We start from the raw sequence: 24,800 nt of genomic DNA, 5'->3' as shown, positions 1-24,800 counted from the left end.
GCCCGCCTGGCCACGCGGAGAGGAGCATGCCGTCATGGGATCGTCGACCGAGGGCGTCAGCCGCACCGAGTTGCAGCGTGCCCACGCCGAGGTGCCGGGCCGCCTGATCGTGCAGACCCTGTTCCGGATTCCGGTCGGCCACGAGTCGGGACGGCACAGCCACCCCGGTGAGGAGGTCGGCTACCTGATCCAGGGCGACATCGCCATGGAGTTCGACGACCGGCCGGCGCTCGCCGTGGCCGCCGGAGAGCCGTTCCTGATCCCGCCGGGCGTCGTGCACAACGCCCGCAACGTCGGGGACGTCGAGACCCGGATGCTTTCCTCCTACTTCGTGGACGACAGGCTGCCTCTCGTCACCCCGCACTGAGATCGAAGCGGCCCGGCGGTGCCAGCAGGGCGGCCACCGCGTCGGCGGTCTCCGGATGCGCCGCCAGCAGCGGCGAGCCGCCGTCGAGGGCGGATGCGCCCGGCCCGGTGAAGGAGCGCCACGGCGCGTCGCAGCCGAGCAACACCGCCACCGCGTCCACGGCATCCGGGTGCACGGCCAGCAACCCGCCCGCCGCGCCCGTCGGGGCCTGCCCGGCAGGTGGCGGTGTCGGCGCGGCGGCCCACGGGGGTGTCCAGCCGTCCAGCGCGGCAAGGGTGCCCGGGAACGTGCGTTCCGCCTCGCGGATCAGCAGCGGCACCAACTCCGGGCCGTGCTCGCGCAGGGTAGTGACGAGGGTGGGCAGCCAGGGCAGCAGCACCGGGTCGGGCAGCCCGGCGAACGCGGCGGACATGGTCTCGACGACGAACGGGGCGAGCCCCGGCACCGGGTCGAGGGCGTGCACGAACCCGGAGAGGTAGTGCGGGACCGCCGGCACCGCGAGCGGGTTGGCCAGCAGCTCCGCGCAGCGCTCGCGCAGGTGCGCCAGGGGCAGCAGGCCGAGCTGGTGCCGGGCGGCCCAGAGCAGGCCGAGCTTGGCCGGCGCCTCGGGGTGCGCCTGGGCGACGGCCAGTTCGAGCTGGGACCGGTCGCAGCCCAGCGACAACGCCAGGCTCTCCAGGTGGAACAGGAAGCCGAGCATCGCGCCGACCTGGCGGACGCCGGTCGCCTCGTCGACGAACGCGGTGGGCAGCAGGGTGCAGTAGTGGGCGTAGCCGGTGGTGACGAACGCCTGGCACCAGGCGGGCAGCACCGGCGCGGCGGTGCGGTGGTGGGCGAGCAGCCGGCGGATGCGCCGCAGCACCTCCGGCGCGTCGTCGACGGTGCGCTCGGCGGTGAGCAGCTCCACCGCCCGGGCGCCGAGTTCGTCGACCAGGCGCGGGCTGTCGAGCAGCCGGACCGCGTCCTCGACCGCGGCGAGCGCGCGGGCGGCGGTCGCGTCCGGGCCGCGCACCGCGCGGCGCAGCCGTTGCTCCAGCACCTGCTCGACGGTGACGCCCTCGTAGCCCAGCTCGATGAGGGCGCGCTGGCTGCGGCCGAGAGCGAGGTCCCAGCTCTCCTGGATGGAGCGGTGGCCGAGGCGGCGCTCGCCCATGATCGGACGGACCGCGTCGGCGGGTAGCAGGTGCCGCAGCATCCACAGCAGGTCGGAGCAGGGCGCCAGCTCCGGGTCGGCGCGCAGGTCGAGCAGCGCCCGTTGCACGGTGCGCCGTTCGAGGTCGAGGCCGAGCGGGCGGAGCCGGTCGAGGACGTCGCGGGCCAGCGGCGGCAGCGAGTCGTAGCCCACCTGCCCGATCCGGTCGCCGCCGAGCAGGATCTCGCAGAGCCGGCGGACGTCGCGGCGGCCGGGCACCACGTCCTTCTCGATGCAGGTGACCGCGGCGTCGGCGAAGTCGTACGGCGTGGGCCGGGCCCGGTTGCGCAGGCTGGCCAGCAGGATCGAGGTCTCGAACACCGCGATGGCGTCGGCCGTGCTGGCCAGGTAGCCGTTGCGGCGGGCGAGCCGGACGATATCGACGCACCAGCCGCGCAGCTCCGCCTCGTCCAACTCGTCGAGCGCGGGCGGCGCGGCGAGGAAGCCGGTGAGCCGGTCGGTGCCCGCTGCGGGCGCGGTGGACGGGCCGCTCGCGCGGGCCCGCCGCCCCTTCTTCCCGGTGTGCTGCCCGGCCAGCCGGAACGGCGCGAGCCGGGTGCGGCCGATCGCGGTCGTCCAGGTGGCGGCGGCGATGGAGACGCTGCCGGGCGCGAGCCCGAACTGCGCCTCGATGGCGGAGTGGCTGGACGGGATGAGGCCGTAGCGCCAGCGGGTGCCGGTGCGGGGACTGATCGGGAAATCCGGCGCGGTGGAGTCGAGGCCGAACTGCTCGACGCGGCTGGCGGCGTGGAACGCGCCGCAGACGTAGAGGCAGTCGGCCGGGTCGGCGCCGGTGGCGGCGAGGTGCTGGCGCATCCGGGTCCACATGTGGCGCTCCCGGTCCTCGTCCCGATCGTCGCGGGTGGAGCGGCTCGGGCGCAACCGGCGGAACAGGCTGCCGATGAGCACCATGACCTGCCGGTAGGTGTCGTGGTCGGCGTCGGCGAGGGGGCGTTCGACGTACTGGTCCCACCACTCCGACCAGTGCCGCACCTTGCCGTGGTGCAGCAGGTGGGACTCCAGCTCGGCGAAGCGGGGGCGCAGGTCGCCGATCTCCACCCCGACCGCGTCGCCGTGCAGGGCGACCTCCTCCTCGTCGGCGCTCGCCGCCGGGTCGGGGCCGGCCGGCCGGCCGTCGCGTGGGGTCCACTGGTAGACGTGGTCGGTGGAGCGGTCCACCAGCACCAGCTCCACGCCGGGCGTGTCCAGCGCGTACGCGATGGCCTGGTATTCCGCGGAGGTCTCGGTGATCGGTGCGATGACGCTCAGCGGGCTCCACTCGGCGGGGAAGCCGTCGAGTTCGGTGGCGAACGCCTGCACGGCCACCGGCAGTCGGCAGTTGCGCAGCTCGTCGAGGAGGGGACGCAGGTCCTCGCAGAGTTCGAGGTAGATGACCCGGGGTGGGCGGGCGCGCAGCCGCCGCACCATGGCCAGCGCGGAGGCGGGGGAGTGGTGGCAGACCGGGAAGATCTCCAGCCGTTCGCCGAGCGCCCGGTCGACGTCGTCGACCATGCCGGCGAGGATCCCGGCGAGCGCGTCGGGTGAATCGGCGAACGCGGACGCCGCGGCGGTGAGCTGTTCGCGCAGCGCGCCGAAGAGGCCGGTCGGTGCGGGCGCGGTCACGCCAGGGCCGCGATCGCTTGGCGACCGCCGTCGAGGAAGCCGTCCCAGTCGCCGCCGTCGGCCTTGGCGCGGGGCTCGACGACGCCGTGCAGGTATTTGTTGAGGATGGCCAGATCCTCGGGGCTGCGGCGGGCCAGCGACCCGACCAGGGAGCCGGCGAGGGTCGCCGCGCGCAGGGTGCGGTCGCCGAAGAACTGGCTGTGCAGGACGGCGTCCTCCAGCACGCCGATCTGCTCGGCGGTGGACAGCGCCGACTCCAGTTTCTCGTCGTCGCTGGTGGCGGCGGACGCGGCGGCGCGCAGGTCGGCGAAGCTCTGCAGCAGGATGTCGAGCAGGGTGGGAGGCACCTCCAGCTCGATGCGGTGCCGGCGCAGCAGCTCCTCGGTGCGGAAACGGACGATCTCGGCCTCGCTGCGCTTGTTGGTCACCACCGGGATGCGGACGAAGTTGAACCGGCGTTTGAGCGCGGAGGACAGGTCGTTGACGCCCCGATCGCGGCTGTTGGCGGTGGCGATGATCGAGAAACCGGGCTGGGCGAAGACGATGTTGTCGTGGTCCAGCTCCGGGATGGAGACGTATTTCTCGGACAGGATCGAGATGAGCGCGTCCTGCACGTCGCTGGTGGAGCGGGTCAGCTCCTCGAAGCGGCCGATGACGCCCTGTTCCATCGCGGTCATGATCGGCGAGGGGATCATCGACTCGCGGGACTGGCCGCGGGCGATGACCATGGAGACGTTCCAGGAGTATTTGATGTGGTCCTCGGTGGTGCCGGCGGTGCCCTGCACGACGAGGGTGGAGTTGCGGCAGATCGCCGCGGAGAGCAGCTCGGCGAGCCAGCTCTTGCCGGTGCCGGGGTCGCCGATGAGCAGCAGGCCCCGGTCGGAGGCGAGGGTGACGATGCTGCGTTCGACGAAGCTGCGGTCGCCGAACCACTTCTGCGGGATCTCCCGGTCGAGGCCGTCGGCGCGTTCGGAGCCGAGCACGAAAAGCCGGACCATGCGCGGGCTCAGGCGCCAGGAGAACGGCTTCGGCCCGTTGTCGACCGACTCGAGGTAGGCCAGCTCGTCGGCGTACTTGACCTCGGCGGGGGCGCGGAGCATGTCGGACATCAGGGGATGCTCTCCTAGGTGAGGAAGGTCTTCAGCTCGGTGACGAGCTTGCGGATGTGGCCGGAGATGACGGGCGTGCCCAGGTCCTTGAAGCGCTGCCGGAACCAGGGGTTGACGCTCTGGTGGCCGGAGCTGTTGACCGAGCCGACGGGGATGAACCGCACTCCGGAGCGGTGCACGGCCTCGATGCCGTCGAACAGCGGTTGCGAGCGGTCGAACTCGTAGAAGTCGGAGATCCAGACCAGCACGGTGTGGCGCGGTTCGGTGATCTTGGGTCGGGCCAGGGCCATCGCGACCGGGCCGTCGTTGCCGCCGCCGAGGTTGGTGCGCAGCAGCACCTCGAACGGGTCGTGCACCCAGGGGGTGAGGTCCAGCGCCCGGGTGTCGTAGGCGATCAGGTGCACGTCGACCTTGGGCAGCCCGGCGAAGATCGAGGCGAGGATGGTGCAGTTGACCATCGAGTCGACCATCGAGCCGGATTGGTCGACGACCACGATGAGCCGGGACGGTGTGGTGCGGCGGGCGGTCTGTCGATAGTAGAGCCGGTCGACGTAGAGCCGTTCGTCGTCCGGGCTCCAGTTGGTGAGGTTCTGCCAGATGGTGCGGTCCAGGTCGAGGTTGCGGAAGACCCGCTTGGGCGGCACCGACCGGTCGACGGCGCCGACGGTGGCCTGCGCCACCTGGGTGCGCAGCACCTCGGCGACCTGATCGACGTAGCGGCGGATCAGCGACTTGGCGTTGGCCAGCGCCACCCCGGACAGGTTCGCCTTGTCGCGCAGGAGTTGCTCGATCAGGGACATGCTGGGGGTGAGCCGGGCGGCCAGGACCGGGTCGGCGAGCACCTCCCGTAGCCGCATCCGGCGGACCAGGTCGCCTTCCAACCCGGCGAGCGTGGCGCCCAGGCCGGTGCCGTCGCGGCGCAGTTCGCCGGGGGCGACGCCGCACGCCTGCTCGAACCAGCCGGCGTCGGCCTGCCAGCGGGCCAGTTGCCCGGCGCTGACCTCACCGGCGCCGGTGGCGAACACGTTGAGCAGCAGTTTGGACGCCAGCGCGGCGCGGCGTACCTCGGCCTCGTGCGGGCGGAACGGCCCGGCGCCGGCCGGGGTGTCCGGGTCGGCGGCGAGCAGGTCGCGCAGTTCGCCGGCCAGCGCCGGGAACCGTTGGACGACGGTGTCCACGGAGACGGTGGGGTCGAGCAGCGCGGCGGGCAGGCCGAGGTCGTCGACCACGGCGACGCTGGCGGACTCCAGCGCGGGCTGCTCGTCGGGGCTGAACAGGCGGGCGAGCAGTCGCCAGTAGAGCACCTGGCGGCGGTTGGCGTGGGCGCGGTCGTCGGTCATCGGCGCAGCAACCGTCCCGCGCGTTCGCGCAGCACGGCCACGGCGTCGCCCGACCTGGCCTCGGCCTTGGCGACCTTCGCGTCGGTGACGCCGCGCGCCCAGTCGCCGTTGTGCGCCTCGACGCTCTGCCGCTTGACGGTGGCCCGCACGGCGAGCGGTTGCAACCGCCAGCGTCCGTCGTCCCAGCGCAGCAGGCCGAGGCAGGTGGTGGCGGCGGCGAGCAGCGCCGGCGTGAGCGGCCCGGCCGCTGGCAGCCGGTCGGCGGCCAGCGGGATCGTCGGGCCGTCGAGGTCGACCATCAGGCCGCCGTCGTCGTCGCGGACGACCCGGCCCTCCACGAGGACGGGCTCGGCGATCGCGGCCGGGTGGCGCTGCAGCGGCGGCGTCGCGGCGGCGGTCGCGCCGGCGAGCAGCACGCGGGCCGTGGCGAACGGGTCGGCCGGTTCGGCGAGTTCCGCGCCGTCGTCGACCCAGTGCAGGTCGCCGCCGTACGACGGCAGGTCGGTGACGGTCAGGGCGCGCCGCTCGGCCAGCGCCGTGAGCAGCACCGGGTAGGCGTCGAGCAGGCGCCAGCCGGCCGGGCCGACGATGGTGGCCACCTTCGCCGCGCCGACGGTGATCCGGACCAACCGGACGGTGCCGCCGCCGGCCGGTTCGAGCAGGGCGTGCAGCTGCGCCTGGAACGCGGTGTCGTGTTCGTGCACGTCGACGCCGAGCGGTAACAGCCGGCCGGACACCTTCTGCGGTGCGGTGGCCTCGGTGGCGGCACCGGCGGCGAGCAGCACGGCCCGGGCCCAGAGGTCGGCCCACCGGCGGGTGGGCAGCCGGTGCGGGTCGGTGACCGGCAGGCCGGCGCGCAGCTCGGCGGCGAGGCCGTCGAGCAGCACCGCGAGGCGGCGCAGCGCCGGCTCGGCGAGCGCGGCCTCCACCGGCTCGGCGGCGCCGGAAAGCAGCTCGTGGTCGGCGCCGCGCCAGCCGGCGAGCGCCAGCTCGTGCAGCCAGGCTCGGGCGCCGGCGCGGGCGGGCGCGGCGTCCGCCGGCTGGCCCGGGACGGCGCCGGTGGGTGGGCCCGGGGCCGTGGCGGCGGCCCATGGCACGCGGGACCGATGCAGCGCGGTGTCGAGCCGGTCCAGCAGCGCGTCGTGGACGGCGCCGAGCAGTGCGGCGCGGGCGCCGGCGAGCACGGCGAGGTGCGCCTCGGTGAGCGCGCCGGTGGTCGCGGCCCGTGCCGCCTCGCCGGCCCGCTCGGCCAGCGGGGTGCCGCCGACCGCGCCGGCGAGTGCCGTCAGGGCGGTGGCGTCCGGCTCGGCGATGCGGGCCAGCCCGCGGGTGAGCGCGTCGTCGACGCCGTCGACGACGGCGAGCGCCTCGGCCAGCCCGGCCGGCGCGTCCTGGTGGAGCCGGGTGAGGTGCGCGGCGAGCATCAGCGTGCCGCCGCCGTGGCCGGGAACCAGTGCAGCTCGGGCACCGGCGCGGCGCTCGGCGGGACCTCCAGGTAGGCCAGGTGGCGCAGGAAGCGGCTGAAGACCACCGCGGCCGGGCCGGGTTCGTGCCGTGCGTCGGTGCGGGCCAGCAGGTCGGCGCCGCTGTCGGCGCCGTCGCCGGCGTCGATGCGCAGGTAGCGGGCGACCTGCGCGATGCCGTACTGCAGGACGGCCTCGTCGGCCAGCGCGTGCAGGTGCTTGCAGAGCAGGTTGCCGCGCAGGCCGCCGCAGGGCCGGTTGTTGTTGGTGCGGCAGTCGACCGTGTGGCTGCCGGCGGTGACCGAGGAGACGTAGACGCGCTCCACGTCGGACCCGCTGGACACCACGCCCTGGAGCCGCCCGTCGGCCAACTCCACGAAGGGCACCTTGGCCAGCTTGCGGGCCCGCGCGGGGGGCGCGACCCGCAGCACGCTCCGCCGTCGCCGCGAGGCGTCCGTCGGCTCCGTCATCGTTTCGACCTCCCCGCCGGCGACCGGCGCCCGGGCACGCCGGAACGCCGTCGCCGGCCCGTGATCCGTGCCGCTGTGACGACAAGGATCATGGACCACGGGTACGACAGGAGCGCGGACTCCCACCACCGACCAAACGAGCGTTAAGCTGAGGGGGCCCGCACACCACGGATGCCGCACCGGCTCACCCACCCACGGAGCTCATCGCGCAATGGACGTCGACCGGATCCTTCCCACCGACGAGGCCCACGACCTGCTGGAGCTCGCCACCGAGCTCGCCGACCGGGAGTTGGCCCCCCGGGCCGCCGGCTTCGAGGAACGTGCCGAGTTCCCCCGCGACGTGCTGCGGACCCTGGGCCGGGCCGGCCTGCTCGGCCTGCCCTACGCCGAAGCGCACGGTGGCGCCGCCCAGCCCTACGAGGTCTACCTCCAGGTGCTGGAGATCCTCGCGAGCCGGTGGCTGGCGGTGGCCGAGGCGGTGAGCGTGCACACGCTGTCCTGCTACCCGCTGGCGCAGTTCGGCACCGACGAGCAGCGCAAGCTGCTGCCCGACATGATCGGCGGGGAGCTGCTCGGGGCATACTGCCTCTCCGAGCCGCAGGGCGGTTCGGACGCGGCGTCGCTGACCACCCGGGCGGTCCGCGACGGCGACGACTACGTGGTGAGCGGCACCAAGGCGTGGATCACCCACGCCCGGGTCGCCGACTTCTACGACATCTTCTGCCGCACCGGCGGGCCCGGTCCGAAGGGCATCTCCTGCCTGCTGGCCGACCGGGACACGCCGGGCATCCACCCGCAGGCCGCCGAGCGCACCATGGGGCTGCACGCCTCGCCGGTGGCGCAGATCGCCTTCGACGACGCCCGGGTGCCGGCCGAGCGGCTGATCGGCGGCGAGGGCGCCGGCTTCACCATCGCCATGTCCGCGCTGGACTCGGGGCGGCTGGGCATCGCGGCCTGCGCGGTGGGGCTGGCCCAGGCGGCGCTGGACTACGCGGTCGGCTACGCCCGGGAACGCCGGCAGTTCGGCCGGGCGATCATCGACTTCCAGGGGCTCGGGTTCAACCTGGCCGACCACGCCACCGGGATCTCCGCGGCCCGGGCGCTCATGCTGGCCGCCGCCCGGCTGCGCGACGCCGGCCGGCCGTACTCGATCGAGGCGGCAAAGGCGAAGCTGTTCGCCACCGACCTGGCGATGCGGGTGACCACCGACGCGGTGCAGGTGCTCGGCGGCGCCGGTTACGTCGCCGACCACCCGGTCGAGCGGTACATGCGCGAGGCGAAGGTGTTGCAGATCGTCGAGGGCACCAACCAGATCCAGCGCCTGGTCATCTCGCGCGCGCTGGCCAGGGGCTAACCTGTCGCGGTGACCTTCCCCCGGATCACCGCCGACCCCGACGTCATGGGCGGGGCGCCCTGCGTGCGCCAGTCGCGCGTGCCGGTGGCCACGCTGCTGGCCATGATGGCCGAGGGGATGTCCGTCACGGACATCCTCACCGACCTGCCGTTCCTCGACGAGGAGGACATGGCGGAGGTGCTGAACTACGCCGCGGACGCGGTCCGCGACCGCACCGCGCGCTGAGCGTCACCACGGCGGGGCGGGTACGCGATGGGAGCGCTATCTCCGGTAGGTTGCAGCGCGTGGAGGACATCGACCGCGCCATCGTCGCCGCGCTGACCGGCGACGGTCGGCTGTCGTACACGGACCTGGCCGAACGGGTGGGGCTGTCGGTGTCGGCGGTGCACCAACGGGTCCGCCGGCTGGAGCAGCGCGGCGTGATCCGGGGCTATTCCGCACGGGTCTCGTTCGAGGCGTTGGAGCTGCCGCTGACCGCCTTCGTGGCGATCCGGCCGTTCGACCCGTCGCAGCCGGACGACGCCCCGGAGCGGCTGGCCCACCTGCCCGAGATCGACTCCTGCTACTCGGTGGCGGGGGAGGACTTCTATCTCCTGCTGGTGCGGGTGGCCGGGCCGGCCGACCTGGAGCGGCTGCTGCAGGAGATCCGCACGTCCGCCAACGTCACCACCCGCACCACAGTGGTGCTCTCCACGCCCTATGAGCACCGGCCGCCGAGGATCAGTGCCGAGCTGCCTGGTCGGGGCCGTCCCCGCCCGGCGTCGGAGCCGGCAGGTTCCACCGCCGGATGACCCGCCGGTCGTGTTCGTGACCGAGCACGCTCAGCGTGGCGGTGTCCAGGCGCAGCAAGCCGCCGGCCGACGGCGGCAGCCCGATCCAGCGCGCCCCGAGCACCCGCAGGCTGTGCCCGTGCCCGACCAGCGCGACGCTGCCGCGCTCCAGCAGCGGGGCGATCCGGTCCAGGACGCGGTCGAGGCGGGCGGCCACCTCGTCCGGTGACTCGCCGCCGGGGCCGCCGTCGGACCAGATGGTCCAGCCCGGCCGCTCCTCGGTGATCGCCGCGGTGGTGCGACCTTCGTACTCGCCGTAGTTCCATTCGGCCAGGTCGGGGTCGGTGGCGTCGACGACGAGCCCGGCCAGGTGCGCGGTGCGGGTGGCGCGCCGCCGTGGGCTGGACAGCACCCGCACGAAGCGGCGGCCGGCGAGCAGGGGAGCGAGCGCCCGGGCCTGCCGCTCGCCGTCGGCGGTCAGCTCCAGATCGGTGTACGAGGTGTGCCGGTGGCTGGCGCTCCAGGTGGTTTCGCCGTGTCGGACCAGCAGGATCTCGTTCACCGGACCAGTCAACCACGCCGCCGACGGTGCCGCCGTTCGTGCGCCGCGGATCACGAGGACACCCTATTGTCCTAGGATGCCTTACGGGGTGTGCCGGCCACCATGTGTTTGACCCGCCGCACGACGGGCACGCGACAGGAGTAACGCGCAGCCGGACGAGGAGGGCGACATGAGCTTCACCGACAAGGCGAAGAACAAGGCCCAGGAGATGAGCGGCATGGCGAAGGAGCGGATCGGTGACGTGACCGACAACGAGCGGTTGCGGGCCGAGGGCGCCGGGGAGCAGAGCACGGCGCGCGCCAAGCAGGCCGGGGAGAACGCGAAGCAGGCCGGCCGCGACGTCAAGGACGCGTTCGAGAAGTGACGGTAGGCACCCGCCGGGCCACTGGGAGTTGTGGTGGTCCGGCCGGTGCGTGTCCGGCGGTGGGACGCCGTCGCCCCCGGCACCGGGGGCGGTGCCGGGGGCGACGGGCGGCGCGCGGGGCGGTCAGTCGTCGCGGTGGGTGTGCCACCAGTCCTGACCGGCCTCGGGCAGGGTGTCGATCGGATCGTAGTAGGCGTAGCGCTTGTCGAGCGCCTCCAGGTCGGCGGACTCGATCGAGGTGCGGTAGTTCTTGGTCCAGTAGGAGATGCCGCGCTCGCGGTCGTAGTCGGTGAGCATGTGCACCCAACGCTTGCCGACGAACGGGACGTCGCAGACGATGCGCGGGGTGGCGTAGCCGGGCAGGTAGCCCATGATGTCGTGCTGGAGCTGCTGGGCGTGCCAGACCGGCACGCGCCAGTGCTCGGCGTTGGGGATCATGTCGCACATGTAGAAGTAGTACGGCAGGATGCCCGCCTCGCCCTGCAGCGCGAAGCAGAGGTCGAGCAGGTCGGGGGCGGTGGCGTTGACGCCGCGCATGAGCACGCCCTGGTTGCGGACGTCGCGGACGCCGACGTCGAGGGCGGTCTGGGCGGCCTTGGCGACCAGGGGGGTCAGCGACTGGGCGTGGTTGACGTGGGTGTGGATGGCCAGGTTGACGCCGCGGCGGGCGGCGGTGCGGGCGACCCGTTCCAGGCCCTCGACCACGTCGGGCTGCAGCCAGTGCTGGGGCAGGCCCATGAGCGCCTTGGTGGCGAGTCGGATGTCGCGGATGGTTTCGATCTCCAGCAGGCGCATCAGGTAGGACTCGAGGTTGCGCCAGGGCACGTTGGCGACGTCGCCGCCGGAGACCACCACGTCGCGGACGCCGGGGTGGGCCTTGAGGTAGGTGATGTGGGCGTCGTAACGGTCGACCGGCTTGAGGGTGAGCTTGAGTTTGTCGACGGCGGGGGTGGAGTTGCCGACGAGGTCCATGCGGGTGCAGTGCCCGCAGTACTGGGGGCAGGTGGAGAGCAGTTCGGCGAGGACCTTGGTGGGGTAGCGGTGGGTGAGGCCCTCGGCGACCCACATGTCGTGCTCGTGGAGGCTGTCGCGGCTGGCGTAGGGGTGCGACGGCCAGTCGGTGCGCCGGTCGGAGGCGACCGGGATCATGTAGCGGCGGATCGGGTCGGCGAGCAGTGCCTCGGTGGTCATCGGCGCGAACGGCACCATGGTGTTGATCATCTGGGGCGGCACCAGCATGGACATGGTGGCCAGGGCGTTCTGGTCGGCCTCGAGGTCGGCGTAGAAGGTCTTGTCGACCTCGTCGCCGAGCACGGCGCGGAGCTGCTTGATGTTCTTGACGCAGTTGACCCGCTGCCACTGGGCGCTCTCCCACTGTTCCCGGGTGACGTGGCGCCAGCCGGGGAAGCGGGTCCAGTCGGGTTCGACCAGGGGGGCGCGTCGGTATTCGTAGGGCTGTCCGGTGGTGGGGACGGCGACCGGCGTGGAGCGGGGCGTCGGGATGGTTTCCACCGGTTGGGTCTGGGTCACGGCCCCTCCTCGTCAGCGGTGCGGTTGATCAACCTTGCGAAGGCTACTGGAAAATCTGCGGTGAAGAAATTAGTCTGCCGTAAGTTTTCCCGCGAGGCGAACCCTGGCCGGGGGTTCGGGCGGCTGGACATAGGGGGTCGGCGTGACGTCACCGGTGGGTCTGCACCGAGTCGTGGAACCGGCGGGGGTGCTGCCGCAGGCGGCCTGGCGCTTGGACGCCGACCCGCGGATCGCGGCGAACGAGGTACGGATCCGGGTGGAGCGGCTGAACCTGGACGCGGCGAGCTTCCGGCAGTTGGCGCAGAAGCACGGCGGGGACGGCGAGAAGATCCGGGCCGAGGTGCTGGAGATCATCGCGACCCGGGGCAAGATGCAGAACCCGGTGACCGGTTCCGGCGGCATGCTGATCGGCACGGTGGAGGAGACCGGACGCCGGTCCCCACTGGGATTGCGGCCGGGGGACCGGGTGGCGACGTTGGTGTCGTTGACGCTGACACCGCTGACCGTCACCGACGGGCTGGCCCGCTGGGACGGGCGCAGCGAGCAGGTGCCGTGCGACGGGTACGCGATCCTGTTCGCCCGGTCGATCGCCGCGGTGCTGCCGGCGGACGTGCACCCGGAGCTGTCCCTCGCCGTGCTGGACGTGTGCGGGGCGCCGGCGTTGACCGCGCGGGTGGTGGCCGAGCAGGTGGCGCGGCGGGCTCGCGAGGGTGACCCCCGCCCGGTGTCGGTGGCCGTGATCGGCGGGGCGGGCAAGAGCGGGTCGTTGTCCCTCGCGGCGGCGCGGCGGGCGGGCGCGGGTCGTACGGTCGGGGTGGTGCCGGTGGCGGCGGAGCGTGACGCGCTGGTGGCGGCCGGATTGGCCGACGCGGTGGCGTTGGCGGACGCCCGGGATCCGGTGGGCCTGTCCACGGCGGTGACCACGGCGTTGAGCGCGCCGGCGGACGTGACGGTGGTGTGCGTGGACGTGCCGGGGTGCGAGCACGGGGCGGTGCTGGCCACGGCGGACGGCGGTACGGTGATCTTCTTCTCGATGGCGACGAGTTTCGCGGCGGCGGCGTTGGGTGCGGAGGGCCTGGCGGCGGACGTGACGATGCTGGTGGGCAACGGGTTCGTGCCGGGGCACGCGGAGCTGGCGTTGGAGTTGTTGCGCGGCGAGCCGGGGGTGCGTGGTCTGTTCGAGGCGCGGCTTTCGGCAGACTGAGACCATGACGAACCCCTCGAACCCCTCGACGTTGTATCGCGGCGCGGTGCTGCACTGTCCGGCCGAGCCGAGCGCGACGGCGCTGTTGGTGCGCGACGGGCGGATCGCCTGGTTGGGCGTGGACGCGGACGCGCCGGTGGCCGACCGGGTGGTTGATCTGGGCGGTGCGCTGGTGACGCCGGCGTTCGTGGACGCGCACGTGCACGCGACGGACACCGGGCTGGCGTTGTCGGGGTTGGATCTGTCGGCGGTGCGCTCGGCGGGTGAGTTGCTGGCGGCGGTGTCGGCGTTCGCGGGTGGTTTGCCGGGGGACGCGGTGGTCCTGGGGCACGGTTGGGACGAGTCGTCCTGGTCGGATGGGGTGTTGCCGGACGCGGCGGCGTTGGATCGGGCGGCGGGGGGCCGCCGGGTGTATCTGTCGCAGGCGTCGATCCATTCGGCGTTGGTGTCGGCGGCGTTGCTGGCGGCGTGCCCGGAGGTGGCGGGGGCGGCGGGGTTCGACCGGTCGGGGTGGTTGCGTCGGGACGCGCACCATGTGGTGCGGGCGGCGGCGTTCGGGTCGGTGACGCGGGCGCAGCGGGTGGCGGCGCAGCGGCGGGCGTTGGGGCACGCGGCGTCGTTGGGCGTCGCGGCGGTGCACGAGTGCGGTGGTCCGGACATCTCCGACGAGGAGGATTTCACCGGGTTGCTGGCGGTGTCGGGCGACGGGGTGCCGGAGGTGTACGGGTACTGGGGTGAGTTGCTGGGTGCGGCGCGGGCCCGGGACCTGGGTGCGGTGGGTGCCGGTGGTGACCTGTTCGCGGACGGGGCGTTGGGGTCGCGGACGGCGCACGTGTCGGCGGCGTACCTGGATGGTGAGCCGGGGGCGTGTGGGCACGGGTACGTGTCGGCGGAGCAGGTTCGTGATCATTTGTTGGACTGTGCGGCGCACGGGATGCAGGGCGGGTTCCACGCGATCGGGGACGCGGCGATCGGCACGGTGTTGGCGGGGTTCGCGGAGGCGGCGCGGACGTTGGGCACGGAGCGGTTGCGGGCGGCGCGGCACCGGGTGGAGCACGCGGAGATCATGAGCAAGCGGTTGATCGCGGGGTTCGTGGAGTACGGGATCGTGGCGTCGATGCAGCCGGCGTTCGACCGGTTGTGGGGTGGTTCGGGGCGGATGTACGAGTCGCGGTTGGGGTTGGCGCGGTCGTTGGAATCGAATCCGATGGGTGCGATGCACGGGGTGGGGGTGGCGTTGGCGTTCGGGTCGGATTCGCCGGTGACGCCGTTGGATCCGTGGGGGTCGGTGCGGGCGGCGGCGGCGCATCACAACCCGTCGCAGCGGATGAGTGTGCGGGCGGCGTTCGCGGCGCACACGCGGGGTGGGTGGCGGGCGGTGCATCTGGACAACGAGGGGGTGCTGGCGTTGGGGGCGCCGGCGACGTTCGCGGTGTGGCGGTGCCCGGCGGGGGTGGAGCGGGGTCTGCCGGTGGTGCAGGCGGAGGATCCGGAGGTGCAGGGGCCGGGTGATCCGACTCCGCTGCCGGTGTGCCGGGCGACGGTGTTGCGCGGTGACGTGATCTATCAGGAAGGTTCTTCGTGACGGGCAAGCTGGGGTTGGATCCGGCGTTGGTGGCGCGGGCGCGCGAGTTGGCGCGTCGGGCGGGGCAGCCGGTGGTGGATCTGGCGCGTAGCCACACGACGGTGTCGGTGGAGCGGGCGGTGTTGCGGCTGGCCGGGGTGTCGGGCGCGGACCCGGACGGGATTCCGTGGGTGAACCGGTTGGTGGACGCGGTGGTGGCCGATGTGGGTCTGGGGCGCGGGGTGGCGTTGCCGGTGTTCGACGCGTTGGCGCGCGAGGGCATCGCGGATGTGACGTTGCTGGCGCAGAAGGCGGCGGCCGGGTCGGTGCGGTTCGAGGTGCCGACGGCGAAGGCCGCGACGGCGGCGCGGCGGGCGTCGGGTCGGGCGGTGGCGGCGGGGATCCGGCGGATCGACCGGCGGCGCGCGGAGCGGGACCGGTTGGTGCGGCGGTTCGGGGATCCGAGGCAGCGGCCGTGGATTTATCTGATCGTGGCGACGGGGGACATCTACGAGGACATTCCGCAGGCGCAGGCGGCGGCGCGGGCGGGCGCGGACGTGATCGCGGTGATCCGGTCGACGGGGCAGTCGTTGTTGGACTACGTGCCGGAGGGCGCGACCCGGGAGGGTTTCGCCGGCACGTACGCGACGCAGGAGAACTTCCGGTTGATGCGGGCGGCGCTCGACGAGTCGTCGAAGGAGTTGGGCCGGTACGTGCGGTTGACGAACTACGCGTCGGGTCTGTGCATGCCGGAGATGGCGACGTTGGCCGGCCTGGAGCGGCTGGACATGATGCTCAACGACTCGATGTACGGGATCCTGTTCCGGGACATCAACCCGATCCGCACGTTCGTGGATCAGCGGTTCTCCCGGCAGGTGCACGCGCGGGCGGGGATCATCATCAACACCGGTGAGGACAACTACCTGACCACCGCGGACGCGGTGGACGAGGCGCACACGGTGACGGTGTCGCAGTTGTTGAACGAGTTCTTCGCGCACGAGGCGGGGTTGGCCGACCGGTTGTTGGGGTTGGGGCACGCGTTCGAGATCAATCCGGATGTGCCGGAGTCGTTCCGGTTGGAGTTGGCGCACGCGTTGTTGGCGCGGGAGTTGTTCCCGGACGCGCCGTTGAAGTGGATGCCGCCGACGAAGCACATGACCGGTGACGTGTTCCGGGGGAACCTGCTGGACGGGTTCTTCAACCTGGTGGGGACCATGACCGGGCAGGGGATCCTGCTGGTGGGGATGATGACCGAGGCGGTGGTGACGCCGTGGTTGTCGGACCGGGACATCGCGTTGCAGAACGTGCGGTACGTGTTGGGTGCGGCGGGTGGCCTGCACGAGGATTTCGTGCCGGCGCCGGGCGGGTTCATCCAGCAGCGGGCGCACCGGGTGCTGGGTGAGGCGGTGGACCTGTTGGAGCGGATCGGGCAGCAGTCGTTGTTGACGGCGATCGCCGAGGGCACCTTCGGGATCATGAAGCGGCCGGCGGACCGGGGTAAGGGCCTCGACGGTGTCGCGAAGCACGAGGACGACTACTTCAATCCGGCGACGGAGATCCTGGAGCAGCAGCCGTCATGAGTGAGCGCGGGAAGACGGTCGTGCGGCCGTACGGGGACACCACCGGTGACGGCATGGTGCAGGTGTCGTTCACGTTGCCGGTGCCGCACGACAAGCGGGCCGAGGGCGCGGCGGTGCAGTTGGCCAACCGGATGGGCATGGATCCGGCGATGTTGGTGCACGCCAAGGCGATCGGCGCCGGGTTCACGTTCTTCGTGGTGTACGGGCGGGTGAACCACCTGGTGGATCTCGACCAGGTGCAGGTGGTGGAGCGGGACTTTCCGCTGCTGTCTGCCAAGGAGGTCAACGCGGTGGTGAAGCAGCGGATGCGCCGCAAGTTGTCGGTGGTGGGGGCGTGCATCGGCACGGACGCACACACGGTGGGCATCGACGCGATCCTCAACGTCAAGGGCATCGCGGGGGAGAAGGGCCTGGAGTACTACCGGGAGTTGAAGGTGAGCAACCTGGGTGCGCAGGTGAGCGTGCCGGAGTTGGTCGAGGCGGCGCGGCAGGAGAAGGCCGACGCGGTGCTGGTGTCGCAGGTGGTGACGCAGCGCGACGCGCATCTGCACAACACGCGGGAGATGTCGGCGGCGTTCCGGGAGGCGATGCCGGCGGGCAGGCGGCCGTTGCTGATCGTGGGTGGGCCGCGGTTCGACGAGACGATGACCGGTGAGCTGGGTGTGGATCGGATCTTCGGTCGGGGCACCACTCCGGGTGAGGTCGCCAGTTATCTCGTGCACACGCTGATCACGTCGAGGAGGGCGGGTAGTTGAGCGAGCAGGATCCCCGGCTGGGGTTGACCGTCACGCACCGCCGCTATGTGCCGTACTCCCACGCGCACTACGCGGGGAACCTCGTGGACGGGGCGTACGCGGTGGGGTTGTTCGGTGACGTGGCCACGGAGGTGTGCATCCGCACCGACGGCGACGAGGGCCTGTTCGCGTCCTACTCGGACGTGCAGTTCCGGGCGCCGATGAAGGCCGGTGACGTGCTGGAGGTGACCGCGACGGTGACGCGGGTGGGTACCCGCAGCCGGACGATCGACTTCGAGGCGCGGGTGGTGTGCAGGGGCTGCCCGGAGCGGGGTGAGTCGGCCGCGGAGGTGCTCGACGTGCCGGTCGTGGCGGTCACCGCGACCGGCACGGTGGTCGTGCCGCCACCCGCGTGAGCGCGAGGAGTGAGCCGGTTCTGCGAGCCCCGCAGCGCGAACGAAAGACACGCTCCGTGAGCGCGAGGAGTGAGCCGGTTCTGCGAGCCCCGCAGCGCGAACGAAGAACACGCTCCGTGAGCGCGAGGAGTGAGCCGGTTCTGCGAGCCCCGCAGCGGCGAACGGAGGGCGGCGACCGGTGAGGGCGGCGGTCTGCGCCGACGTCGGGTCGACGTACACGAAGGCGGCGGTGGTCGACCTCGACGGCGGCCGGCTGGTCGGCGTGGCGTCCGCGCCGACGACGGTGGGCACGGATGTGCTGCACGGCCTGGACGCCGCTGTCGCTTCGGCGACCGCGGTGGCTGGTGTCGGTGATGTGCCGTGGTACGTGTGCTCGTCGGCCGGGGGTGGGTTGCGCCTGGCGGTGATCGGCTACGAGCCTCTGGTCACCGCGCAGGCGGGCCGGCGGGTCGGCCTGTCGGCGGGGGCGAACGTGGTGCACGTGGCCGCCGGGCGGCTGGGCGCGGCGGACCTGGCGGCGTTGCGGGCGGCCCGCCCGGACGTGGTGCTGCTGGCCGGTGGCACCGATGGCGGTGACGCCGACACGTTGACGCACAACGCGACCCGGTTGGCGAGGGCGCGGTGGCGGGTGCCGGTGGTGCTGGCGGGCAACGTGGATGCCCGCGACGGGTTGTGCGCGCTGTTGGCCGGGGCGGGGGTGCCGGTGACCGTGGCGGACAACGTGCTGCCGCGGATCGGGGTCCTGGCGCCGGCGTCGGCGCGCGCGGCGATCCGGGAGGTGTTCCTGCGGCACGTCATCGGCGGCAAGCGGCTGTCGCGCGGGGCCCGGTTCGCGCGGCTGGTCCGCGCGGCCACCCCCGACGCGGTGCTCACCGGTGTGGAGGTGCTGGCCGACAGTGTGGGCGGTGACCTGGCGGTGGTCGACGTCGGCGGCGCCACCACGGACGTGTACTCGGTGTTGACCCCCGACGAGCGGGACAGCGGCCCGGGTCGGGAGGTCACCGGCACGTTGTGGCGGGCCCGCACCGTCGAGGGGGACCTGGGCGTGCGGTGGTCGGCGCCGGGGGTGGTGCGGGCGGCGGCCGAGGAGCGGTTGCTCGACGTGGGGGAGGAGCCGGTGCTCGCGGCTGCGGCGGCGGCGCGGGCCGCCGATCCGGGGTTCCTGCCCGGTGGGGACGCCGAGCGGGTGGTGGATCGGCGGATCGCGGCGCTGGCGGCGACCGTGGCGTTGCGCCGGCACGCCCGGGGCGCGGCGACCGGGGAGCGCGCCGGACGGGATCTGCGGGAGGTGCGGCTGCTGGTCGGCTCCGGCGGGGTGTTGCGGCACGCCGACCCGTTGGACGCGGCGGCGGTGCTCGGCGCGGTGCTCGGCGATCACGCCGGGGGGTGGGCGCTGCCGCGCGCGGCCCGCCCGGTCGTCGACGTGGACTATGTGTTGGCGGCGGCCGGGCTGCTCGCCGTCGAGCATCCGCGGTCGGCGGTGGCGGTGCTGCGTCACCACCTGGGCGGCTGAGGGTCCACCCATCGAGACGCGCCGACCCGACACGCCGTGTCTCAACACACGACAGGCCGGGGTGGGTTGACAGCGGCGGGGGTGCACGCCGTACCGTCTTTGAGTCCTACCACGGGAAGCGGCTGATGTTCGTTTCGTCCTCTCGTCCGCTGGCCGAGTGACCGGAAGGTTGCGGCGGCCAGGTCCAGCGGGCGGGGGTCGGCGGGGCGGCGCGAACGGGTCGCGGTTACCGGTGTCCGGGCAGGGTGAGAGGAACGGCCAGTAGACAACGGCCAGGCGGGGGCAGCCAGTCCCACGTCCGGTCGGTCCGAAGGTCGGCGCCGATCGTCCTCGCCCCACCGGCCGGGGAGGGCCTGGGAGCATCGGGGCGCGGCATATGCCGCGCCCCGATTTTCGTGTCCCCCGGCGCCGCCCAGCGGCCACCCGTACTGCTGCGTCCCGGCTCCGGCCCACCCAACCACCAGGTTCCACCCGCCGGGGTTGCGCAACCCTCGCTCGCGGGGCGTGGGCCGATGGGCGGCCCGGCCGGGTAGCCTTCGGCCCGTGATCGTGGTGAGGCGCCGGTGACGACGCTCGAGAAGGAACAGCCGGGTGCCACCGGCGGGGCGCGCGCGTACGCCGGTGGGCGTCCGCTGCCCCTGACGCTGGCCGTGCCGGCCGCCGTGCTGGCCGGGTTGGCGCTGCTGGTGGCGTTTCCCCCGTACGGGCTGTGGCCGCTGGCGCCGGTGGGGGTGGCGCTGCTGGGCGCCGCGGCGCACCGGCGGCGGCTGCGCGCGGGCGCGGGGTTGGGCTTCCTGACCGGGGTGACGCTGTTCGCGCCGCTGCTGGAGTGGACCAGCCTGCACACCGGCTGGCTGCCGTGGGCGCTGCTGTGCCTGCTGCAGGCTGCCTTCGTGGCGCTGCTGGGCGCCGGCGCGACCTGGGTGTCGCCGCTGGCCGACCGGCACCGGTCGGCGTGGCCGGTGTTGACCGGCGTGTTGTGGGTGGGGCAGGAGGCGCTGCGCGACCGGATCCCGTTCGGCGGGTTCCCGTGGGGGCGGCTGGCGTTCAGCCAGGATACGTCGCCGCTGCTGCGGCTGGCCGCGCTCGGCGGCGCCCCGCTGGTCACGTTCGCCGTCGCGCTCGCCGGGGGGATCCTGCTCACCGTCGCCTGGCGGGACTGGCGCCGCCAGGCCGGGCTGTGGCGGCCGGTGGCCGGGCTCACCGCCGCCGCAGCGGCGCTGCTCGCCGCCGGCCCGGCCGTGCCGGCGGGGGTACGCGGGGCCGGCGACACGGTCACCGTCGCCATCGTGCAGGGCAACGTGCCCCGCCTCGGTCTGGACTTCAACGCCCAGCGGCAGGCGGTGCTCAACAACCACGTCGACGCCACCCTGAAACTCGCCGAACGGGTCGCCGAGGGCGCCCAGGAGCGCCCCGACCTGGTGGTGTGGCCGGAGAACTCCAGCGACATCGACCCGCTGCGCAACCCGGGCGCCGGCTACCGCATCTCCCAGGCCGCCGACGCGGTCGGCGCGCCGATCCTGGTCGGGGCGGTGCTGCTCGGCCCCGGGCCGGGGCAGGTCCGCAACGCCGGGCTGCTGTGGCGTCCCGGCAGCGGCGCCGATGTGGGCCAGGTCTACACGAAGCGGCATCCGGTGCCGTTCGCCGAGTACGTGCCGTTGCGTTCCATCGCCCGCCGGGTCAGCGCCGAGGTGGACCGGGTCCGTTCCGACTTCGTCCCCGGCGACCGCCCGGGGGTGCTGGACGCGGGCGCGGCCACCCTCGGCGACGTGATCTGTTTCGAGGTCGCCTACGACGGCATCGTCCGCGACACCGTCACCGGCGGCGCGCAGCTGCTGGTGGTGCAGACCAACAACGCCACGTTCGACGTGGCCGAGGCCCGCCAGCAGTTGGCCATGGTGCGGCTGCGCGCCGTCGAGCACGGCCGGTACGCGTTGATGGCCTCCACGGTCGGGGTGTCCGGGTTCGTGACCCCGCACGGGCGGGTAGACGGTGCCACCGGGTTCAACACCGCCGAGGTGGTGGTGCGGCAGATGCGGCTCGGGGACGGGCGTACCCCGGCGACGGTGGCCGGGGTGTGGCCGGAGGCGGCGCTCGCGGCGCTGGCGGTGGCGGCTCTGGCCGGCGCGGCCGTGGCGCGTCGCCACCGGGAGGTCACGCCCGGCTGATCCGACGAGAGGGGCGGTGCGACGGTGGGTGCGGCAGCAGCCGGCCATCCGGGGGTGGGGCGGGTCCTCGTGGTCATTCCCACCTACAACGAGGCGGACAATGTGCGCCGGATCGTGGCCCGGGTCCGCGCGGCGGCGCCCGCGGTGGACGTGCTCGTGGCCGACGACAACAGCCCCGACGGCACCGGCGGCATCGCCGACGCGCTGGCCGGTGTCGACCCGCGGGTGCACGTGTTGCACCGTCCGGGCAAGGACGGCCTCGGCGCGGCCTACCTGGCCGGTTTCGGGTGGGCGCGCGAGCGCGGCTACGACGCGGTGGTGGAGATGGACGCGGACGGCTCGCACGCCCCGGAGGACCTGCCGGCGTTGCTGCACGCCGCCCGCGACGCCGACGTGGTGATCGGCTCGCGGTGGGCGCGCGGCGCGCGGGTGCTGAACTGGCCGTGGCGGCGGCTGCTGCTGTCGCGGGTGGGCAACCTGTACGCGCGGCTGGCGTTGGGCATGCCGGTCAGCGACGCCACCGGCGGCTACCGGGTGTACCGGTCGACGGCGTTGGACGCCATCGACCTGGCGTCGGTGCGCTCGCAGGGGTACGCGTTCCAGGTGGAGTTGTCCCGGCTGGCGCACCGGGCCGGGGTGCGCATCGTCGAGGTGCCGATCACGTTCGCCGAGCGGGAGCACGGTGACAGCAAGATGAGTCCGCTGATCGTGGCGGAGGCGCTGTGGCGGGTCACCCGGTGGGGGGTGCGGGACCGGCGCGCGGCGGTGCGCGGCCGACCGCGGGCGTTGGCCCGGTGGCCGTGAGCGCGGGCGTGTCATGCTTGGGGGGTGTGACGACACACCGGGCGGATGGGGTGAGATGCGCCGAGGACTCAGATTTCTACCGCCGGCTCTGCTGCTGCTGACACTGCTGGAGCTGGCCGTTTTCGTGCTGGTCGGGCGGGCCGTCGGGTTCGGCGCGGCGCTGCTGCTGGTGTTCGCCGCGTCGCTGCTGGGCCTGGTGCTGCTGCGCCGCGAGGGCATGCGGGCGTGGCGGGGGTTCCGGGCTGCCGCGCAGGCCGGCCAGCCGCCGGGGCAGCAGGTCACCGACGGGCTGGTGGGGTTGGCCGGCGCGCTGCTGCTGGCGCTGCCCGGCCTGGTCAGCGGCGTGGTGGGGCTGCTGCTGCTGGGGCCGCCGCTGCGCCGCCTCGCCGCCGGCGGGGTGCGCCGCTCCACCGAGCGGCGGGTGTCGTCGATGGTCGCCGGTGACCTGTTCGGCCCGCGTCGGGTGCGGGTCTATCCGGGTGCGCCGCAGCCGCCGCCGGCGAGCCCCGCGCAGCCGCCGGCGGGGCCGCCGCAGCCGGGCCCGGCGATCGAGGGTGAGATCGTGGACCGCTGACGCGCCGGAACCGGTCAGACGTGTCGAAGCGCCCCCGGGGGGAACTCCCCCGGGGGCGCTTCGACGTTCAGGTGTCTCAGGCGCGACCGCGTCGGGTGCGGACCTCCTGCAGCCGCTCGGCGAGGATGTCCTCCAGCTCGGCGATCGAGCGCCGCTCCAGCAGCATGTCCCAGTGGGTGCGCGGCGGCTTGGCCTTCTTCTGCTCCGGCTCGCTGCCGTCGACCAGCCGGGCGACGCTGCCGTCGAACTTGCACTCCCAGGTCGTGGGGACCTCGGCGTCGACGGCGAACGGCACCTCGAACTGGTGGCCCTTGGCGCACAGGTACTCGCGGGTCTGACGCGGCGCGAGCTCCGTGTTGCGGTCGGATTCGTAGCTGACCGCGCCCAGCCGGCTACCGCGCAGCATACGCTCGCCCATGATCGACTTCCCCTCGTTCGTGGTGCTGGTCCTCAGGCGTAACGGCCGGTCACCGCCCGCCCATTCCCCACCCACGCCGGCCGGGCCGGGTGCGGGTCGGGACGCTCAAGGGTAACCGGCCGCGACAGCCGACCGAATCGGTGGAGTGTTTCGCCCGTCACCGGGGATGTTACCCACCATGCGTGACGGAGGTGACGATGAGCAGTGACGCGCCGGTCGGGGCCCGACCGCCCGCCGGGAAGACGTTCTTCGGCCACCCGCGGGCGCTGTCCACCCTCTTCCTCACCGAGATGTGGGAGCGGTTCAGCTTCTACGGCATGCGGGCCATCCTGGTGCTGTACCTGACCGCGGCGGTCGCCGACGGCGGCCTCGGCATCGGCGAGTCCACCGCCAACGCCGTCTACGGCACCTACAACGCCATGGTCTACCTGATGGCGCTGCCCGGCGGGTGGGTCGCCGACCGGCTGATCGGGGCGCGGCGCAGCGTGCTGTGGGGCGGCGTGGTGATCGCCGCCGGGCACTACGTGATGGCGATCCCCACCGGGTGGAGCGTGTTCGCCGGCATGACGCTGATCGTGCTCGGCACCGGCCTGCTCAAACCCAACATCTCCACCATGGTCGGCGACCTGTACGAGCGGGACTCGCCGCGCCGCGACGCCGGCTTCTCCATCTTCTACATGGGCATCAACCTGGGCGCGTTCATCGCCCCGCTGATCACCGGGTTCCTCGGCGAGCGGATCAACTGGCACCTGGGGTTCGGGGCGGCCGCGGTCGGCATGACCTTCGGGGTGGCGCAGTACGTGGCGGGCCGGCGCAACCTCGGCGACGCCGGGGCCCGCCCGGCCGACCCGCTGCTCGGCGCGGACCGGCGTCGGGCGTTGACCCGCGCCGGCGTGGTCGTCGGCGCGCTGCTGCTGGTGCTGCTGGTGCTGCTGCTGGCCGGCTGGTTCACCGTCGACACGGTGGTCAACCTGCTCGCCGTGGTCACCGTGCTGGTGACCGTCGGATACTTCACCCGGATCCTCACCGACCGGGAGATCAGCGACACCGAACGTTCCCGGATGCGGGCCTACGTGTGGCTGTTCGTCTTCGCCGCCGCGTTCTGGCTGATCTACGACCAGGCCGGGTCGGTGCTGAACATCTTCGCCGCGGACCGCACCGACCGGAACGTGGGGGGTTTCACCTTCCCGGCGTCCTGGCTCCAGTCGGTCAACCCGATCCTGATCATCATCGGCGCGCCGCTGGCCGCCTGGCTGTGGCTCAAGCTGGGCCACCGGGTGTCCACGCCGACGAAGTTCGCCGTCGGCCTGGTGCTCAACGGCCTGTCGTTCGTGCTGATGGCCGCCGCCGCGCGCGCCGCCGTCGGCGGTGACCTGGTCTCACCGTGGTGGCTGGTCGCGGTCTACGCCATCCAGGTCGCCGGCGAGCTGTCGCTGAGCCCGGTGGGCCTGTCCGCCACCACGAAGCTCGCCCCGGTGAAGTACGCCAGTCAGATGCTCGGCCTGTGGTTCCTCGCCACCGCCGTCGGCGACGCCCTCGGCGGCCAGGTGGCCCGGCTGGCGGACAGGTGGTCGCAGTCGACCTACTTCCTCACCTTCGGCCTGGCCTCGGTGGTGCTGGGGCTGGCCGCGGTGATGTTCACCCGCCAGATCCGGGGCCTGATGGCCGGCATCCACTGACC

23 protein-coding genes are annotated in these 24,800 nt (G+C 73.2%); 15 read left to right on the top strand and 8 right to left on the bottom strand.

The window, feature by feature from the left end; all coding sequences use genetic code 11:
* The first annotated feature begins 34 nt into the window (after nucleotides 1–34).
* Nucleotides 35–367 (top strand): cupin domain-containing protein, encoded by a 333-nt coding sequence (locus AB0H28_RS24045; protein ID WP_358044240.1) that lies wholly within the window; start codon nucleotides 35–37, stop codon nucleotides 365–367.
* On the opposite strand, the gene AB0H28_RS24040 is transcribed toward AB0H28_RS24045, so the two are convergent.
* Genes AB0H28_RS24040 through AB0H28_RS24020 form a run of 5 tightly spaced genes read right to left on the bottom strand, consistent with a single transcriptional unit; the run spans nucleotide 354 to nucleotide 7,525 of the window.
* Nucleotides 354–3,182, bottom strand: coding sequence for a hypothetical protein (locus AB0H28_RS24040; RefSeq protein ID WP_358044236.1), 2,829 nt, complete (start codon nucleotides 3,180–3,182; stop codon nucleotides 354–356). The genes AB0H28_RS24045 and AB0H28_RS24040 overlap by 14 nt on opposite strands.
* Nucleotides 3,179–4,291, bottom strand: a complete 1,113-nt coding sequence (locus AB0H28_RS24035; protein ID WP_358044233.1) for an AAA family ATPase — start codon at nucleotides 4,289–4,291, stop codon at nucleotides 3,179–3,181. Before AB0H28_RS24035 ends, AB0H28_RS24040 begins: the two co-directional genes overlap by 4 nt.
* A 14-nt stretch (nucleotides 4,292–4,305) precedes the next feature.
* The gene (locus tag AB0H28_RS24030; protein ID WP_358044230.1) at nucleotides 4,306–5,631 is read right to left on the bottom strand and encodes a VWA domain-containing protein; all 1,326 of its coding nucleotides are present in this window, start codon (nucleotides 5,629–5,631) and stop codon (nucleotides 4,306–4,308) included.
* Nucleotides 5,628–7,055, bottom strand: a complete 1,428-nt coding sequence (locus AB0H28_RS24025; RefSeq protein WP_358044227.1) for a hypothetical protein — start codon at nucleotides 7,053–7,055, stop codon at nucleotides 5,628–5,630. Before AB0H28_RS24025 ends, AB0H28_RS24030 begins: the two co-directional genes overlap by 4 nt.
* A complete protein-coding gene (locus AB0H28_RS24020; RefSeq protein ID WP_358044401.1) occupies nucleotides 7,055–7,525 on the bottom strand; it encodes a hypothetical protein in 471 nt (156 codons plus the stop codon). Before AB0H28_RS24020 ends, AB0H28_RS24025 begins: the two co-directional genes overlap by 1 nt.
* Before the next feature lie 250 nt (nucleotides 7,526–7,775).
* Here AB0H28_RS24020 and AB0H28_RS24015 point away from each other — a divergent pair, with 250 nt between their 5' ends.
* The 3 genes from AB0H28_RS24015 to AB0H28_RS24005 are packed head-to-tail and all read left to right on the top strand — an operon-like array spanning nucleotide 7,776 to nucleotide 9,709.
* Nucleotides 7,776–8,918, top strand: a complete 1,143-nt coding sequence (locus AB0H28_RS24015; protein ID WP_358044225.1) for an acyl-CoA dehydrogenase family protein — start codon at nucleotides 7,776–7,778, stop codon at nucleotides 8,916–8,918.
* A 9-nt stretch (nucleotides 8,919–8,927) separates the two neighbouring features.
* Complete coding sequence (locus AB0H28_RS24010; protein WP_358044222.1) at nucleotides 8,928–9,143, top strand: DUF433 domain-containing protein; 216 nt, start codon at nucleotides 8,928–8,930, stop codon at nucleotides 9,141–9,143.
* Between the two features lie 59 nt (nucleotides 9,144–9,202).
* Nucleotides 9,203–9,709, top strand: a complete 507-nt coding sequence (locus tag AB0H28_RS24005; protein ID WP_358044219.1) for an Lrp/AsnC family transcriptional regulator — start codon at nucleotides 9,203–9,205, stop codon at nucleotides 9,707–9,709.
* On the opposite strand, the gene AB0H28_RS24000 is transcribed toward AB0H28_RS24005, so the two are convergent.
* On the bottom strand, nucleotides 9,639–10,250 hold the full coding sequence (locus tag AB0H28_RS24000; protein ID WP_358044212.1) for a histidine phosphatase family protein: 612 nt from the start codon (nucleotides 10,248–10,250) through the stop codon (nucleotides 9,639–9,641). The genes AB0H28_RS24005 and AB0H28_RS24000 overlap by 71 nt on opposite strands.
* Before the next feature lie 169 nt (nucleotides 10,251–10,419).
* Between AB0H28_RS24000 and AB0H28_RS23995 the strand changes: the two genes are divergently transcribed.
* Nucleotides 10,420–10,614 carry a CsbD family protein gene (locus AB0H28_RS23995; RefSeq protein ID WP_358044209.1) on the top strand — a complete coding sequence of 65 codons (195 nt, stop codon included), beginning with the start codon at nucleotides 10,420–10,422 and terminating at the stop codon, nucleotides 10,612–10,614.
* A 123-nt stretch (nucleotides 10,615–10,737) separates the two neighbouring features.
* Here AB0H28_RS23995 and AB0H28_RS23990 read toward each other — a convergent pair whose 3' ends face one another.
* Nucleotides 10,738–12,144, bottom strand: coding sequence for a lysine 2,3-aminomutase (locus tag AB0H28_RS23990; protein WP_358044206.1), 1,407 nt, complete (start codon nucleotides 12,142–12,144; stop codon nucleotides 10,738–10,740).
* 154 nt (nucleotides 12,145–12,298) lie between these two features.
* Here AB0H28_RS23990 and AB0H28_RS23985 point away from each other — a divergent pair, with 154 nt between their 5' ends.
* The 9 genes from AB0H28_RS23985 (at nucleotide 12,299) to AB0H28_RS23945 (ending at nucleotide 22,701) form a co-directional block, all read left to right on the top strand.
* On the top strand, nucleotides 12,299–13,348 hold the full coding sequence (locus AB0H28_RS23985) for a zinc-binding alcohol dehydrogenase (protein ID WP_358044398.1): 1,050 nt from the start codon (nucleotides 12,299–12,301) through the stop codon (nucleotides 13,346–13,348).
* Nucleotides 13,349–13,352: 4 nt separating this feature from the next.
* Nucleotides 13,353–14,933, top strand: a complete 1,581-nt coding sequence (locus AB0H28_RS23980; RefSeq protein ID WP_358044203.1) for an amidohydrolase family protein — start codon at nucleotides 13,353–13,355, stop codon at nucleotides 14,931–14,933.
* Nucleotides 14,930–16,492: a lysine 5,6-aminomutase subunit alpha gene (locus AB0H28_RS23975; RefSeq protein WP_358044200.1), complete on the top strand. Its 1,563-nt coding sequence runs from the start codon at nucleotides 14,930–14,932 to the stop codon at nucleotides 16,490–16,492. Before AB0H28_RS23980 ends, AB0H28_RS23975 begins: the two co-directional genes overlap by 4 nt.
* Nucleotides 16,489–17,247 (top strand): OAM dimerization domain-containing protein, encoded by a 759-nt coding sequence (locus AB0H28_RS23970; protein ID WP_358044197.1) that lies wholly within the window; start codon nucleotides 16,489–16,491, stop codon nucleotides 17,245–17,247. The genes AB0H28_RS23975 and AB0H28_RS23970 overlap by 4 nt, the downstream gene beginning before the upstream one ends.
* Nucleotides 17,244–17,642: a hotdog domain-containing protein gene (locus AB0H28_RS23965; RefSeq protein ID WP_358044193.1), complete on the top strand. Its 399-nt coding sequence runs from the start codon at nucleotides 17,244–17,246 to the stop codon at nucleotides 17,640–17,642. Before AB0H28_RS23970 ends, AB0H28_RS23965 begins: the two co-directional genes overlap by 4 nt.
* Nucleotides 17,643–17,820: 178 nt before the next feature.
* The gene (locus AB0H28_RS23960; protein WP_358044190.1) at nucleotides 17,821–19,155 is read left to right on the top strand and encodes a glutamate mutase L; all 1,335 of its coding nucleotides are present in this window, start codon (nucleotides 17,821–17,823) and stop codon (nucleotides 19,153–19,155) included.
* Between the two features lie 632 nt (nucleotides 19,156–19,787).
* The gene (gene lnt / locus AB0H28_RS23955; protein WP_358044396.1) at nucleotides 19,788–21,323 is read left to right on the top strand and encodes an apolipoprotein N-acyltransferase; all 1,536 of its coding nucleotides are present in this window, start codon (nucleotides 19,788–19,790) and stop codon (nucleotides 21,321–21,323) included.
* Nucleotides 21,324–21,347: 24 nt separating this feature from the next.
* Nucleotides 21,348–22,127, top strand: coding sequence for a polyprenol monophosphomannose synthase (locus AB0H28_RS23950; RefSeq protein ID WP_358044187.1), 780 nt, complete (start codon nucleotides 21,348–21,350; stop codon nucleotides 22,125–22,127).
* A gap of 55 nt (nucleotides 22,128–22,182) precedes the next feature.
* Nucleotides 22,183–22,701: an FxsA family protein gene (locus tag AB0H28_RS23945; protein WP_358044184.1), complete on the top strand. Its 519-nt coding sequence runs from the start codon at nucleotides 22,183–22,185 to the stop codon at nucleotides 22,699–22,701.
* Nucleotides 22,702–22,777: 76 nt separating this feature from the next.
* On the opposite strand, the gene AB0H28_RS23940 is transcribed toward AB0H28_RS23945, so the two are convergent.
* The gene (locus AB0H28_RS23940) at nucleotides 22,778–23,119 is read right to left on the bottom strand and encodes an RNA polymerase-binding protein RbpA (protein ID WP_046564157.1); all 342 of its coding nucleotides are present in this window, start codon (nucleotides 23,117–23,119) and stop codon (nucleotides 22,778–22,780) included.
* Nucleotides 23,120–23,316: 197 nt separating this feature from the next.
* Between AB0H28_RS23940 and AB0H28_RS23935 the strand changes: the two genes are divergently transcribed.
* Nucleotides 23,317–24,798 (top strand): peptide MFS transporter, encoded by a 1,482-nt coding sequence (locus AB0H28_RS23935; RefSeq protein ID WP_358044181.1) that lies wholly within the window; start codon nucleotides 23,317–23,319, stop codon nucleotides 24,796–24,798.
* Nucleotides 24,799–24,800 lie beyond the last annotated feature (2 nt).

Origin of the sequence: Micromonospora sp. NPDC050980, from assembly GCF_040653835.1 — a bacterium.
In the GTDB taxonomy this organism is placed as follows: Bacteria; Actinomycetota; Actinomycetes; order Mycobacteriales; family Micromonosporaceae; genus Micromonospora.
The sequence above is the reverse complement of the archived record's forward strand: the minus strand, read 5'-3'. Positions and strand labels throughout refer to the sequence as shown.